The sequence below is a fragment of the Paenibacillus sabinae T27 genome (genome assembly GCF_000612505.1).
In the GTDB taxonomy this organism is placed as follows: Bacteria; Bacillota; Bacilli; order Paenibacillales; family Paenibacillaceae; genus Paenibacillus_AQ; species Paenibacillus_AQ sabinae.
Map to the genome: position 1 here is coordinate 897,469 of NZ_CP004078.1, position 13,231 is coordinate 910,699.

At 46.6% G+C, this 13,231-nt stretch carries 15 protein-coding genes; 11 read left to right on the forward strand and 4 right to left on the reverse strand.

Annotated elements, in window-relative coordinates; translation table 11 throughout:
* Nucleotides 1-80: 80 nt before the first annotated feature.
* Nucleotides 81-536 carry a MarR family winged helix-turn-helix transcriptional regulator gene (locus PSAB_RS04020; RefSeq protein ID WP_038596502.1) on the reverse strand — a complete coding sequence of 152 codons (456 nt, stop codon included), beginning with the start codon at nucleotides 534-536 and terminating at the stop codon, nucleotides 81-83.
* 192 nt (nucleotides 537-728) lie between these two features.
* Between PSAB_RS04020 and PSAB_RS04025 the strand changes: the two genes are divergently transcribed.
* Together PSAB_RS04025 and PSAB_RS04030 are read left to right on the forward strand one after the other, a co-directional pair.
* A complete protein-coding gene (locus PSAB_RS04025) occupies nucleotides 729-1,601 on the forward strand; it encodes an SDR family NAD(P)-dependent oxidoreductase (RefSeq protein WP_025333311.1) in 873 nt (290 codons plus the stop codon).
* Complete coding sequence (locus tag PSAB_RS04030) at nucleotides 1,601-3,067, forward strand: DHA2 family efflux MFS transporter permease subunit (RefSeq protein WP_025333312.1); 1,467 nt, start codon at nucleotides 1,601-1,603, stop codon at nucleotides 3,065-3,067. The genes PSAB_RS04025 and PSAB_RS04030 overlap by 1 nt, the downstream gene beginning before the upstream one ends.
* 536 nt (nucleotides 3,068-3,603) lie before the next feature.
* On the opposite strand, the gene PSAB_RS26055 is transcribed toward PSAB_RS04030, so the two are convergent.
* Together PSAB_RS26055 and PSAB_RS04035 are read right to left on the reverse strand one after the other, a co-directional pair.
* Nucleotides 3,604-3,726, reverse strand: a complete 123-nt coding sequence (locus PSAB_RS26055; RefSeq protein WP_338045071.1) for a putative holin-like toxin — start codon at nucleotides 3,724-3,726, stop codon at nucleotides 3,604-3,606.
* Nucleotides 3,727-3,855: 129 nt separating this feature from the next.
* Nucleotides 3,856-4,857, reverse strand: a complete 1,002-nt coding sequence (locus tag PSAB_RS04035) for a phosphotransferase enzyme family protein (RefSeq protein ID WP_025333313.1) — start codon at nucleotides 4,855-4,857, stop codon at nucleotides 3,856-3,858.
* A 108-nt stretch (nucleotides 4,858-4,965) separates the two neighbouring features.
* Here PSAB_RS04035 and PSAB_RS04040 point away from each other — a divergent pair, with 108 nt between their 5' ends.
* The 4 genes from PSAB_RS04040 to PSAB_RS04055 all read left to right on the forward strand — a co-directional run bounded on the left by PSAB_RS04040 (nucleotide 4,966) and on the right by PSAB_RS04055 (nucleotide 7,806).
* Nucleotides 4,966-5,307: an antibiotic biosynthesis monooxygenase family protein gene (locus PSAB_RS04040; protein WP_025333314.1), complete on the forward strand. Its 342-nt coding sequence runs from the start codon at nucleotides 4,966-4,968 to the stop codon at nucleotides 5,305-5,307.
* Nucleotides 5,304-5,720 (forward strand): hypothetical protein, encoded by a 417-nt coding sequence (locus PSAB_RS04045; protein WP_025333315.1) that lies wholly within the window; start codon nucleotides 5,304-5,306, stop codon nucleotides 5,718-5,720. Before PSAB_RS04040 ends, PSAB_RS04045 begins: the two co-directional genes overlap by 4 nt.
* 102 nt (nucleotides 5,721-5,822) lie before the next feature.
* Nucleotides 5,823-6,242 (forward strand): GNAT family N-acetyltransferase, encoded by a 420-nt coding sequence (locus tag PSAB_RS04050; protein WP_025333316.1) that lies wholly within the window; start codon nucleotides 5,823-5,825, stop codon nucleotides 6,240-6,242.
* A 508-nt stretch (nucleotides 6,243-6,750) separates the two neighbouring features.
* Nucleotides 6,751-7,806 carry an LLM class flavin-dependent oxidoreductase gene (locus tag PSAB_RS04055; protein WP_025333317.1) on the forward strand — a complete coding sequence of 352 codons (1,056 nt, stop codon included), beginning with the start codon at nucleotides 6,751-6,753 and terminating at the stop codon, nucleotides 7,804-7,806.
* Between the two features lie 197 nt (nucleotides 7,807-8,003).
* Here the strand turns inward: PSAB_RS04055 and PSAB_RS04060 are convergent, their stop codons facing one another.
* On the reverse strand, nucleotides 8,004-8,879 hold the full coding sequence (locus tag PSAB_RS04060) for a LysR family transcriptional regulator (protein WP_025333318.1): 876 nt from the start codon (nucleotides 8,877-8,879) through the stop codon (nucleotides 8,004-8,006).
* A gap of 124 nt (nucleotides 8,880-9,003) precedes the next feature.
* On the opposite strand from PSAB_RS04060, the gene PSAB_RS04065 reads away from it, so the two are divergent.
* From PSAB_RS04065 to PSAB_RS04085, 5 genes are all read left to right on the forward strand, one after another.
* The gene (locus PSAB_RS04065; protein ID WP_025333319.1) at nucleotides 9,004-9,921 is read left to right on the forward strand and encodes a DMT family transporter; all 918 of its coding nucleotides are present in this window, start codon (nucleotides 9,004-9,006) and stop codon (nucleotides 9,919-9,921) included.
* A gap of 16 nt (nucleotides 9,922-9,937) precedes the next feature.
* Nucleotides 9,938-10,138, forward strand: a complete 201-nt coding sequence (locus tag PSAB_RS26330) for an NAD(P)H-dependent oxidoreductase (RefSeq protein WP_038595536.1) — start codon at nucleotides 9,938-9,940, stop codon at nucleotides 10,136-10,138.
* Nucleotides 10,089-10,652, forward strand: a complete 564-nt coding sequence (locus PSAB_RS04075; RefSeq protein WP_264370890.1) for an NAD(P)H-dependent oxidoreductase — start codon at nucleotides 10,089-10,091, stop codon at nucleotides 10,650-10,652. Before PSAB_RS26330 ends, PSAB_RS04075 begins: the two co-directional genes overlap by 50 nt.
* A 177-nt stretch (nucleotides 10,653-10,829) precedes the next feature.
* Complete coding sequence (locus PSAB_RS04080) at nucleotides 10,830-11,135, forward strand: hypothetical protein (RefSeq protein ID WP_025333320.1); 306 nt, start codon at nucleotides 10,830-10,832, stop codon at nucleotides 11,133-11,135.
* Between the two features lie 118 nt (nucleotides 11,136-11,253).
* On the forward strand, nucleotides 11,254-13,206 hold the full coding sequence (locus tag PSAB_RS04085) for a DUF4077 domain-containing protein (protein ID WP_025333321.1): 1,953 nt from the start codon (nucleotides 11,254-11,256) through the stop codon (nucleotides 13,204-13,206).
* The last annotated feature ends 25 nt before the right edge of the window (nucleotides 13,207-13,231 follow it).

Consider the following 13,231-nt stretch of genomic DNA (forward strand, 5'->3'; position numbering starts at 1 on the left):
ATCCATGAATAAGCGAGTCCCATATTCCAAGCAAAAGAACCTTCAAATCCACCCATGAAGTGGAGATGAGGGTTCTTTTTTCACGCGTGAAGCTGATCCAATCCATTAAATTTTCTAAGCATCGTAATGAATGCTTCAAGCTGATCATTGTCCCAATTGGAAATTCGCTCATAGAATGCGGTTTCTTTCTCCTTAAGGGCATGAATGGTCATTTGGTGTCCGAGCTCAGTGAGAGACAGAAGGACCCCTCGTCCATCATCGGGCGAATTTTCTCTATTCACATAACCTAAAGTCTCAAGCTGTTTAACAAGGCGGCTAACGGAGCTGCGGTCCATGGCTGTGGATTCCGCGAGAGCGGCAGCGCTTGTTGGTCCGTAGGAATAGAGCCAACGAATAATATGGAAGGCCGCAGGCTGGATGGAAGGATCGAAACGTCCTGCAGTTCTGACACTTAGCGCATGGGAGGCGCTGATAAGCGCATGAAGCTGTTCGCCAAGCTGTAGTTCCAATTGCTCTCTTATCTCATTTTTGCCCATGTCATGATCTTGATTATGTTCCACTGCTTTGCCCACATCCTCTATCGATAAGATTAAATTTGTATAAGTAGTTGACATATATCCATTAAATCAATATAGTTGACATATGTCAATCAAATATTGACCGTAGCCATTTTTCTAGAGCTTAGGAATTATTGCACAAAAAAGTATACCACACAGAGGAGAATTATTATGACTAAACCCATCGTCGTCATCACTGGAGCAACTAGCGGGCTGGGGCGAATTGTTGCCATGGATTTGGCGAAACGCGGTGCTCACCTTGTCATGACGGCCAGAAGTAAGGAGAAGGCTGAGGCAACAAGGCAATGGATCAAAGAAAGCTCACCTTCAACAAAAGTAGATTTCTTTTATGGGGACTTGTCCCTGATGAAGGATGTGAAACGTGTTGGACAGGAAATTACAGCTGCTTTTCCCAAGATTGATGTGCTAGTGAACAATGCAGGGCTCCATGCCTTTGAACAGCGGAGTACCTCTGAGGGATTTCCTGAAATGATTGCGGTGAACTACTTGGCACCATGGTTATTGACACAAGTGCTGGAACCATCCTTAAGGAACGCGGGAAAGGCCAGAATTGTAAATGTGGCTTCAGAAGCCTCGCGAAATCACGGGATTCTAAAGCTGCCGGGTGATTTAACCGATACCACTCCATTTACAGCCAGAGGCTCATCTGCCATCTACGGAAAAACCAAGCTCCTCAATATTATGTTCACAGCTGAACTGGGCCGCCGGTTAACCGGAACCGGAATCAGTGTAAATGCATTGAACCCCGGGTTCAATGTTACAGGACTTGGACGTGAGCTTTGGTTCGCGCCCATACTTGAACGCATCTTAAAATTACTCCATATTGGCGACCCGCGTAAAGGAGCTGAAATCATCACCCGGTTGGTTGTGGACCCGAAGTACCAGAAGGTGACGGGAGGATATTTTAACGTTGGAACCGGGGATTCCATTGGGCCTGTGAGCCCGGGCGGGGATACTGAAATGCAGAACAAGTTATGGAGGGCAACCGCAGATCTTTTGGAACAAAAAGGAGTGCTGAATTAATGAACAAGATTAATAAAGGACCTCTGTTGTTCATCATGATATTGGGCGCTTTCATAGCCGTTCTGAATCAGACGATTATGAGTGTGGCTATTCCAGAGTTAATAACAGACTTTAACATCGCGGCCACAACGGCTCAATGGCTGACAACAGGGTACATGCTGGTAAATGGAGTTTTTATTCCTATAACAGCCTATCTAATGCAGCGCTTTACGACCCGTGAATTATTCCTTTCAGCTATGCTTGCGTTTCTTGCCGGATCTGTTGTATCTGGAGTAGCTCCTGGCTTTGAACTGCTGCTCATCGGGCGTCTTGTGCAGGCTGCAGGAGCAGGCATCATAATGCCGCTGTTGATGAATGTTGTGCTTGCCATCTATCCTGAGGAGAAGCGTGGAGGCGCAATGGGGCTTATTGGAGTAGCCATTATCTTTGCCCCTGCAATCGGTCCGGCCTATGCCGGGTATATGCTTGATCATTACGTCTGGCGCTCGCTGTTCTATGTCATTATTCCGTTTGCGGCGCTGGTTATCCTTCTGGCCTTTTTTTACTTGAAAAATGTAACGGAGCGGGCCTATCCCAAGCTGGATATTGCCGGCATGATTTTGTCCACTGTTGGATTCGGCACTTTACTATATGGATTCAGCAGAGCAGGCGCAATCGGCTGGACAGCGACCGAAGTGATTGTAACCTTGCTCGTTGGCTTGATCTCGCTGGTTCTGTTTTCAGTAACCCAGCTTAAAAGCAAAAATCCCTTGCTGGAACTGAAAGCATTCAAATACAACATGTTTACGCTGACTACCCTTATTAATGTTGTTGTGACGGTGGTCATGTATGCGGATATGATGCTGCTTCCAATCTATTTGCAGAACATGAGGCACTATACGGCATTTGAAGCCGGAATTTTGATGCTGCCGGGCGCTTTGCTTATGGGCTTGCTTATGCCCGTTGCGGGCCGACTGTTCGACAGGTTTGGAGCAAGATGGCTGTCGGTCATCGGCATCGCCATTACGATTGTGACAACGATCGGCTTTACTTCGTTAACGGACTCCACAAGCTATACCTATCTTCTGCTATTGTCCACCGGCAGACGAATCGGAATGGCAATGTTCATGATGCCGATTACAACCGCGGGGCTTAACCAGCTTCCGGCTTCGTACCATGCTCACGGAACCGCCATTTCCAATACGGTCAAGCAGGTGTCGGGTGCTATTGGCACAGCGCTTCTGGTCACGATTCTAACCAACCGGGCGCAGTTTCATGCGGTTAGGATAGCTGCCGAAGGAGTGATTCACGATCAGGCGCAATTGCTGCAGAAGGCCTCTATAGCGGGGATGAACGATGCCTATTTAGCCGTTATTATTTTTGGAGCAATCGGGCTCGTGATGTCCTTCTTCATTAAGAAAACGAAGCAGCCTGAAGTCGCTTTGCAAGGTGAGTTGATACAGGCTGGAACCGGTAGGAAGGCCTGAATTGGAGATATATACGGATAAGGCGAATTTAACAACAGATCATGTATGGGATCGCGAGAGTTATTTTCGTGTACCCTCAATCAGACTTCACTTATTCATATGTTGACTCTGCTTACCCAACACATGTGAAAACGGTAGATCTGTTAGTGAGGGATTGATGAGCTAATAACTTTTTGTGTATCAAGGGTTTGTTCGCTATCGAAAGATCGACACTTTTTTCGCTATCCTAAGTTTCCCTTAGCCTTGCCCTTTTTAGGGCCTGGGAAATCTGCGGATACTCAGTTAATATCAGCAAACAAAGCGCGAGTTTGAAATATTTTTGAAAGGCCAATGACGATCTGACCTTTTGTAATATATTAAGTAATATATTAAGTAATATATTTGAATTCAAAATGTGGTATAATGAGCGCAGAAACAGCGTACAATGCAAAGAGAGCCGTGCTGTAACACGACTCTCCGAGCAATAGCCGCTTTTAAGGGCGGCGGCTTACAAGGTAGGCCTCACGAAATAGACCGCATCCTTTGACCGGGGCGGTCTATTTCTTTTTGAGGTAACTCAGCAGAGCCAAAATGAACATGCCAAACATGAACATTAACGACAGCGCTTGATAAACCTCCATGGCATCACCTCCCTTCCGGGAGATTAGCCGACCGCCCATATCAGCCTTTCTATTGCTTCTGCGATTATAGCACGAGAAGGAAATTTAAGGAATATACTCCCAGTGCATGTCGAGTACTCTATATTACTTAAATGGAGAGGCGCCGCCCCTCTTTTTTTGTTGCATGCATCAATTCCAAATATCAACAATGGGAATGCCATTTTCAATTCTTATTTTGGCTTCGGCAATATAATCTTTGCCCCATTGATTTAACTTAGATAGATCAGGATGATTTTTGTACATGCCGATGTAGACAATGATTTCCCGAAGAAGCAGAAACCACGGGATCTTTTTAATCCAATAATCATCAATCGTATTCTCGAGAGTGTAACCCTTCATAAAATGCTCCATAAAACGGGCCGCCTGGGATTCGCGCAGCTCTCTTCCGTCATCCCCGCCGTACACATAAACCAGATAGTATAGCTGAGTGACAATATCATCAACAAACCAGCTGTACTGGGCTTCATCGAAGTCAAACAACGTAATCCCGCTCTCATTTACCCTCAAATTTCCAACATGAATATCCCCGTGAGTCAATCCATAGGATTCAGCATCAATCGGCAATTCTTTAATTAAGGAAATAGTGTTCGTACAGCCTAGAATTACCTTTGTTTGATCAGCAGGAATAAACTTGTGCATATTCATCAAGTAAAAATTGTGGTGCCAGTCTTTACGCTGTATGGTCTGAGTTGAAGGGGTATAAGCCTTGGAGAAAGCATGTAATTTCCCAACGGCTGCACCGCATTTATAATACAGCTCATGGTCATGAAGGCAGTCAGGGTAAGAAACGGCTTTTCCCTTTGCTTTAAGAAAAGAGGTGACGATAAAAGAGGAATCATTTACATGGACATATTCAACTAAATTTTTTTGTGTGGATTCAACTGGTATAGATACAGAGAGACCGTTACAATGCAAGTATAGTAGCCAATCTAATTCGCCTTTGACTAAATCCATACTGCGGTGTTCAGTCGGCGTAAACCGTAGAATATACGGGTGTCCATTTCTTTGGTATTCGTATACAAAATTCATGGAACCGCCAATGCTGGTCAGTTCCTCTACGGATGTGTCATATAAGGATGCTCCGTATCGTACAATCTCAGCAATAAATTTGGATTCAATTTCCTGTTCCAAGTCGTTTCTCCTCTCTAAGATTAATCCTTATTTTCTGCTTGATGTATCGTAAACCCTTTTAAAGTATAGGCTATGTTAAATTACATTTTTATAAAACGGAGGATTTATATGAGCGGTATTGCCCAAACACCACAGCCACCTTACTATGCGGTAATTTTCACTTCTGAACGAACAGAAGGGGATAATGGTTATGCTGAAATGGCAGATGAAATGGTGAGGCTTGCATCAACCCAACCTGGGTTTTTGGGAGTAGAAAGTGCACGAGAAGGTTTAGGCATCACTGTGTCATATTGGGATTCTCTCGAAGCAATACAAAAATGGAAACAAAACGAGAGACATCTAATTGCACAACGTAAAGGAATGTCAGAATGGTATCTCAAATATAAAACGAGAGTTTGCAAGGTGGAACGAGATTACGGATATGAAGCATCAAGTACGGACAACTTATGAATATAAAAAAAGTAATAATACTATCACTTGTATCCATTTTTATAATAATTATGGCCGGAAATCACTATTTCTCCGACCAACTTCCAAAATCAATGGTGAACCGTATCATTCAGAAATCAATCGAAGGTAATTTTTCTGATTTAAATATAAGGAGCCAAGACAAAGAAACCTTACAGCGGTTTTTCAATAATGAATATGCTACGAAAGATCTGGATTTTTCCGGAGAATTCACACATATGAACCCGAATCGACCTGAACTACTCTATAACTTCGAATATATTGACTATAATCAAATCAACCAAATCAGACAGATTATTGGTGGGGCCCTTGCTATTGAAATGACTCGCCAATCTTTTTTCAAATGGAAGATCAAACAGGTAAGAATCATAAAAAAACTACAAATAAGTATGTGAAGGGGGATGAACAACATGGAGTTTACAATCAGAAAATGCAAGTAATACATGGTGGTTGTCAAAGTATGAACGACCACCAATTCTAAAGTGAGGTGGTTAGATATGTTAAGCGAACAATACGAAATTATCGAACGCCTGCCAACTGTTCTGGAACATAAAACTTTATGGGAAGCGGTTGGATGGGGAAAAGTTAATATAGAGATGACAGAGCAGTCCATTGCCAATTCAGTCTATGGCGTAATTGCAATAAGTGATGGAAACGTAATCGGCATGGGACGGATTGTGGGCGATGGAGCAATGTACTATTATATCCAAGATGTAGCTGTACTGCCTGAGCATCAAAACAAGGGAATCGGCAAGGAAATTATCGATAAACTGCTAAACTATATCAATGTTAATTGTGCTGGAGCCGGTTTTGTCGGTCTATTCGCATCACATGGGAAAGATGAATTCTACGAAAAGTTCGGATTCAAAGACCATTCGCCCGGAATGACCGGGATGTTCATGGTTATGGACAAATAGTTGTAATGGAAATAAGAAAGACGGGTATTACTAGCCGCTCTTCATATGAGCATATACCATTCCAGAGAGGGACAAAGTTCCCTCTTTTTTGGTGCGCCCAGCATGGGCGCTATCTATAGGGTTCAAGTCCCGAATGGTGAAGGCAGTAGTAACCATAGCTCAAGGCAAGGGTGAGGTGGAATCTGAAGGAAGCTGGCGGCAAATCTCCGGTCTGAGGAAGCAGATAGATGGAGAGGATTCCCTAGGGTTTCGGACTGTATAGCCCTTATTTACTCAAAACAGGCTCCAAAACAAGAGATTCGGCGCAAATAGTTGTATCTGAGTCCGATGGAAGGAGGGAACACGTTGTTTTTTACAAATAAGGTCTCCTGAGTCCGAATCATCAGGATTATAACAAATGGTATATGGTGCTGATGTTTTACTATAAGACATTTGTTATTAAAAATTTTGAATAATTAATTATAAAGTTATAGAATATTATGATTAACTAATTAGGAGGAAACGAAAAGTGGAACTTGGTGTAAGCACCTTTGTCGAGACAACGCCTGATGTGGAGACGGGTGAGACGATGAGTCACGCTGAGCGATTACGTGAAGTGGTGGAGGAAATTGTGCTCGCTGATCAGGTGGGACTGGATGTATTCGGCGTGGGTGAACATCATCGGCATGATTTTGCTGCTTCATCGCCTGCGGTTGTAATGGCTGCGGCAGCATCCCTGACGACCAGGATTCGGTTGACCAGTGCGGTAATGATTCTATCGTCATCCGATCCAGTGCGTGTCTTTCAGGATTTTGCCACGCTTGACGGAATTTCGAACGGACGTGCGGAGATTATGGTAGGTCGTGGTTCGTTCACAGAGTCGTTTCCGTTATTCGGATACGATCTAAAAGACTATGAGGAAATATTCAATGAGAAACTAGACTTGTTATTAAAAATTCAGGAGTCGGAGAAAGTAACCTGGAGCGGCAAACATCGACCCGTAATACATAATCTGGGTATTTACCCACGCCCGGTGCAAAATCCATTACCAGTATGGATTGGCAGTGCGGGGAGTCCAGAGTCTGCAATCCGCGCCGGGTCATTAGGATTGCCTTTTGCTCTTGCAATTATCGGAAATGTGAATCCATCGCAATACGCGTCGCAGGTGCGGCTCTACAAGGAATCGGCGGCTAAGGCAGGCTATGATGTATCGCGGTTGCCGGTTGCGTCGCACTCCCATGGTTTTATAGCAGAGAATAGGCAGATGGCCGTTGAGAAGTTTTTCCCTTCAACGTATGCTCGAACGAATGTGAGGGCGCGGGAGAAAGGTATCCCTCCCTATCATCGTTCGGATTATGATGCAGCGTGCAGCTTTGAAGGTGCCTTATATGTGGGGGATCCAGAGACGGTTGCCAATAAAATCATTCATCTGCGCAAGCATGTGGGGATTACGAGATTTTTCTTGCATGTGCCTCACGGAACGATGCCTCATGCGGATGTTATGCAGGCGATTAGACTACTCGGAACAGAAGTTGCGCCTCGCGTGCGAGAAGAAGTAGCACGCTTAGAAATTAATAATCAATGATCTAATCGCTTTGGACAAAGGAATGAATTAGGGGTCAAAGCTTCGGTCTTGTTGAAAAAACTGATGAAACGCATTGCGGCCCTCGAAGCGGCTTATCCCGAAGCCGTGAATATTATAGGTAAGTATACTCTTTCAATTGAAACGCGGATTAGATAATCTGCGTCTTTTTTCTATGCTTCTTAGGTTGATGTAACGCGCTAATCCTCGTTCAAAAACGCCTGAACATATTTAACAACTTTCCTTGCCGCAGGAGACATGGATTTCAAGGATGGGGCCGCGATGCCGATGGAGCGGTAATGGTCGCCTTCCAGATCAAGGATGCAGACATGGCTCGGGACTTGATGCAGCACCATTTCGGGAAGGATGCTGATGCCCATTCCATTTTGAACCATGGAGATAATCGCCTGGTCATCTTCGAACTCGAATTTAATGGCGGGGGATACCTTGTTTTCTTTGAGGATACGCCTCGCATCGTTATCACAGCTTTTCTTGGGCAGGATGAACGGCTCCTCTCTGATTTGTTCAAAACGAACTTCATTCAGTGCGGCAAAAGGGTGTTTATCGGGAACGATCAGCACCATCCGGTCTTTTTTCAATGGAATGACTTCAAATGACTTGGACGCGGGCAGCGAGAGAAAGCCGAAATCAACGGCGCCGCTGGCTATCCAGTGCTCGATATCTTCATAGCTTCTTCCTTCCAGCAGTTTCATTTCAATCGAGGGGTGGCTTTCGGCAAAATAACTCATGATTCGGGGCAGCCACTGGATGGACACGCTCGCAAACGTGCCGATACGCACCGTTCCTGTTTCCAGCCCGTTAATATTTGCAATTTGCTGCTTTAACTGCTCGTTCCCTTTCAAAATCTCACGGATATAGGGCAGGATCAGTTCTCCGCTGCTCGTCAAATGGACGCCGGCGCGCCCTCTGCTAAGGATTGAAAATCCCCACTCCGCTTCCAGGCTGGCAATGGCATGGCTCACGGCCGATTGGGTAAAACCCAGTTCCGCCGCGGCTTGGGACAGGCTCCCCAATTCTACAACCGCTTGAAAGATCTCATACTTGGCCAGTGACATTTCCGATCACCCTGTTCGTATTATTTTTTTTCAACTAAGGCATGAATAACATTCATTTTCTTTATATAAAATGTACACGTATACTTCGAAGTAAGCAATATCTCAGGCTGAAAGGAAGTATTGTATGAACACAGGGCTAAAAGCGAATGTGATGCTGTTGATCGTGACGATGTTTTGGGGCTCATCCTACTTGTTCATGAAGATGGGGCTTACGGATGTACAGGAATTTAACCTGATTGCCTTGCGGTTTGGACTGGCCTTTATTTTATCCGGAATAGTCTTTCACAGGCGCCTCATTCATGCCGATTTCAAAACGGTAAAATATGCATTTTGGCAGGGTACGATTTTATTTCTCGTATTCGCCGCGATTACGTTTGGCGTGAAATCCACATCGGCGTCCAATGCCGGATTTCTGGTAAGTTTAACGGTCGTATTTGTGCCGCTGCTGCTCACCGTCCGGTATAGAAGGATGCCCGAAAACAGGGTGATCGTTGGCGTGATTCTGGCTTTGACGGGCATAGGACTGTTGACGTTAACAAGCCGGTTCGTCATCAGCAGCGGGGACTTGCTGTGCATCCTGGGCGCGTTGATGTATGCCATTCACATCGTCGTTACGGGGAAGCTGACAAAGAGCGTGGACTCCCTAACTCTTGGCATTCTGCAGCTGGGGTTCGCCGGAGCATGGGGGCTGGTATTCTCCGCTTTGCTGGAGCAGCCGCAGCTTCCGGACACAGCAGACGCTTGGGTTTCGGTTCTGGGGTTGAGTCTGTTTTGCAGCGCATTTGGCTTTATCGTCCAGACGGCGGCCCAGAAATATACGACCCCAACGCATACGGGGCTGCTCTTTTCATTGGAGCCTGTTTTTGCGGCATGGTTCGCGTTTGCTTTTGCGGGTGAAAGCCTTTCCCTCCAAGGCTATGCGGGAGCCGCTCTGGTGCTGCTCAGTGTGTTAACCGCCCAGATCGATATTAAAAAGATACTAAGAAAACCGGGATTTCATAAATCCAGTGCGGAGTCTAAAACTAACTCCATAGCAGGCTAAAAGGAGGCGAACCGTAATGAACGTACTCATTGTCTACGCCCACCCGGAACCGAAGTCATTCAACGGAGCATTGAAGGATCTGGCCGTTGCCTTTCTGACCGCGGAAGGTCATCAGGTGCAAGTGTCCGACCTCTATGCGATGAAGTTCAAGGCGGCCGCGGACCGCGATGATTTTCTCAAGGCGGAGAACCCGGATTTTTTTAAAATATCAGCTTGAGCAGGGACATGCTGCGAGAACAAACACCTTTTCCCCGGATATTAGAGATGAGCAGGAAAAGCTGCTTTGGGCAGACTTTGTGATCTTTCAGTTCCCTCTAAGGTGGTACTCGGTCCCTGCGATTCTGAAAGGCTGGTTCGATCGGGTGTTTGCCTCGGGGTTTGTGTATGGCCAGGGAATCGGGAGATATGATAAGGGCGGACTGAAAGGCAGAAAAGCGATGGTCTCCACGACAACCGGGTCTCCAAGAGAGGCATTTACTCCATACGGAATGGACGGAGATATTCATGAAAAAATCCTTTATCCGATACATCATGGGATGCTCTATTTTGCGGGCTTCGAGCCTGTCGAGCCTTTTATCACCTGGACACCCGCGCGTGATGAGGAGGCCCGAATCCGGTACCTGGATGAATATAAGAAGCAGCTGCAAAATTTCTCCGCGATACCTTCGATTCTCTATCACCCTACTTCTCATTATGACGAGCATCACCAGTTAAAAACGGAGTACAGATAAACAGACCGTCCGCTCATGACTAGCATGAGGCGGACGGTCTGTTGCTTTTAATGGAGCTGTTTTTCGTATTTCCTGAAGTGTTTGCGGCCGGCGGCCGGGCAATGACAGAACCTTGGGCTGGGTATCCGCATAGGATGGAACGAATGATTATGAAGCTTTTTTACGGAGGTTATGTTCATGAATGTTCAATATCCGGCTATGCAGCAGCAGGTTCTTTACCAGGCAGATCCGAGCAGCGTACAGACTTTAAAATCCATTAAGGATCGGACCCATCACATTTGCAGAACGTACATCAATCGCCGCGTACGTATTCAGACATTGTCAGGCCATGTCCATGAAGGCGTAATTGTAGGCTGTGACGACCGGATGCTGTATTTGAGAGTTAAAAATCCGGGCCACCCTCGTGCCTTTTACGGGCCCAGTGATGAAGCGATCCTCACTTTGGTGCTTTTTGAACTGCTGGTTATTGTTTTGTTGTCTTAGGAATTACCCTACCAGAGCCCGGGGAAACGAAGAAACCTGTTGCGCGGTGTGAAAACTGCAATACAATAAAGACAGAATATTTCGTTTTCCTCCGGGAAAATCTTTGGGGGCGGTTAAATTGGCGGTTCGGTGGATCAAAGAAAAGTGCTTTACCCATCTGGAGCTTGAATCACAGAAAAATCACCTGATGCTCCTGTTGTCGTTGTTCCTCTTCATCCTGGGTGAATTGAACATTTCCACGAACTTTTCCTTACTGGACAGCATTAACTTGAAGTTTGCGGCCGCCGATTTAACGTTTATCGGGATTACCTTCGTCTTTCTCCTCTTCCCGAGGCTTGAAAAAGCGGTGAAATACGAAGTGATGCTCGGCATGCTCTTTTTGGTGATGTATGAAATCTACATTTTTAACGATTATCCGATTGTTTATCAGCTCGTTTATATCAATCTTGCCCTTTCGTTGATCTATCTGGATGGAACTCTCATTCTAATCACCGGAATTGCTACCGCAATCGCTACGGCGCTCGGGTTTATATTCTGGAAAAATGCCTTTTTTCCTCATATCGAAAGCAATCAGGCCAATGCTCCGATCATCTTCGTGCTGCAGACAACCCTTGTTCTATGGGGAGTCACGCAAATCGGCAAACGCTTTTATCACTTCATCGACCACAATAAAGAAATGCAGGAGCTGCTGCATGAGAATAACAGCCAGCTTCATCTCATATCCGAGCAGAACAAGGCGCTTACGGATTACGCCAAGCAGGTAGAGAAGCTAACGATTCTTGAAGAAAGAAACCGGATCTCGCAAGAACTTCACGATACGATCGGCCATACGCTGACCTCGCTGATTGCCGGAATGGAGCTGGTCAAGGCGCAGGCCGGGGAGGATCATTCCAAACGGATGGACAACCTGCTTCACACCGCCAGACAAGGATTGGAGGATATTCGCGACCACGTTCATCAGACGAACAAAACGTCTAGCCTTGAGCCTTTGGAGGCTCAAATGGAGCGGCTCGCGAAGGAGCTTAGCGACAATACAGGGACAGCCGTGCAGTTCGGCACAGCCGGAGAACGGATCGAGCTGCCGGTCCGGCACCAGCTTGTCCTGCTAAGATGCGCTCAAGAGGCCATGACGAATGCGATTCGCCACGGGCAGGCGGATGCCATCCAGGTCCGGCTCAGCTATGAACCGAATCAAATCGGTCTTGAAATCAGCGACAACGGCTCGGGCATAAGCTCAGGTGACGTTCCCTACGGCTTTGGCCTGGGCACGATGAAGGAGCGGATAGAATCACTTCACGGGACCCTGCAGGTTTCAAGCGGGTTCGGGCAGGGTGTGCGGTTGATCTGTACGCTGCCCATTAAGGGGGGGCTGAAGGATACCGTCATTCGGCTGCTCATTGCCGAAGACCAGGAGCTGATCGCCGAAAGCTTCAGCCTGCTGCTGGGTATGGAACCCGACCTGCAGGTGGCGGGCATTGCCGGAAACGGGGAAGCGGCCATCGAGCTGTGCGAGCGCGAAGCGCCTGATCTGATCCTTATGGATATTCATATGCCAAAGATGAATGGGATCGAGGCGACAAGGGTGATCAAGGAGCGCTGGCCCCAGGTCCATGTCATGATGCTCACCACCTTTCAAGACGTTGAGCATGCGTCAGAAGCCATCGCGCTCGGAGCGGATGGTTACTTCTTGAAGAGTGTGCAGCCGAAGCACCTGGCCGAAGCGATTCGTATCGTCTGCGGCGGCGGAACGCTGATCACGATGGAGACGGCGAAACTGCTGGTCAAAGAGCTGAGAGAAGGTCTGCCGCAAGAAACGGGTTCCCCGGAAAGCCCTGCGTCCAAACGGAAGCCGGCGAAAGCGGATGAAGCAGGGGCAGTATATTCCTTGACCGGGAAGGAGCTCGAGATCATCAGGTACCTTTCGGATGGACTAAAGTACAAGGACATTGCCCTCAAGATGCATTTCTCCGAAAGCACCATCAAGAATTATGTATCCATTATTTATTCGAAGCTGAACGTGGAGAACCGCATTCAGGCCGTCAAACTGGCGCAGGAAAAGCTTTTATTATAAGACAAGCTGCCCAGAAAGCATGGTG

Bases quoted from the DNA above. Each gene is read 5' to 3' on its own strand.
- PSAB_RS04020 (WP_038596502.1), bottom strand. From the start codon at position 536: ATGGGCAAAAATGAGATAAGAGAGCAATTGGAACTACAGCTTGGCGAA.
- PSAB_RS04025 (WP_025333311.1), top strand. From the start codon at position 729: ATGACTAAACCCATCGTCGTCATCACTGGAGCAACTAGCGGGCTGGGG.
- PSAB_RS04030 (WP_025333312.1), top strand. From the start codon at position 1,601: ATGAACAAGATTAATAAAGGACCTCTGTTGTTCATCATGATATTGGGC.
- PSAB_RS26055 (WP_338045071.1), bottom strand. From the start codon at position 3,726: ATGGGCGGTCGGCTAATCTCCCGGAAGGGAGGTGATGCCATGGAGGTT.
- PSAB_RS04040 (WP_025333314.1), top strand. From the start codon at position 4,966: ATGAGCGGTATTGCCCAAACACCACAGCCACCTTACTATGCGGTAATT.
- PSAB_RS04045 (WP_025333315.1), top strand. From the start codon at position 5,304: ATGAATATAAAAAAAGTAATAATACTATCACTTGTATCCATTTTTATA.
- PSAB_RS04050 (WP_025333316.1), top strand. From the start codon at position 5,823: ATGTTAAGCGAACAATACGAAATTATCGAACGCCTGCCAACTGTTCTG.
- PSAB_RS04060 (WP_025333318.1), bottom strand. From the start codon at position 8,879: ATGTCACTGGCCAAGTATGAGATCTTTCAAGCGGTTGTAGAATTGGGG.
- PSAB_RS04065 (WP_025333319.1), top strand. From the start codon at position 9,004: ATGAACACAGGGCTAAAAGCGAATGTGATGCTGTTGATCGTGACGATG.
- PSAB_RS26330 (WP_038595536.1), top strand. From the start codon at position 9,938: ATGAACGTACTCATTGTCTACGCCCACCCGGAACCGAAGTCATTCAAC.
- PSAB_RS04075 (WP_264370890.1), top strand. From the start codon at position 10,089: ATGATTTTCTCAAGGCGGAGAACCCGGATTTTTTTAAAATATCAGCTT.
- PSAB_RS04080 (WP_025333320.1), top strand. From the start codon at position 10,830: ATGAATGTTCAATATCCGGCTATGCAGCAGCAGGTTCTTTACCAGGCA.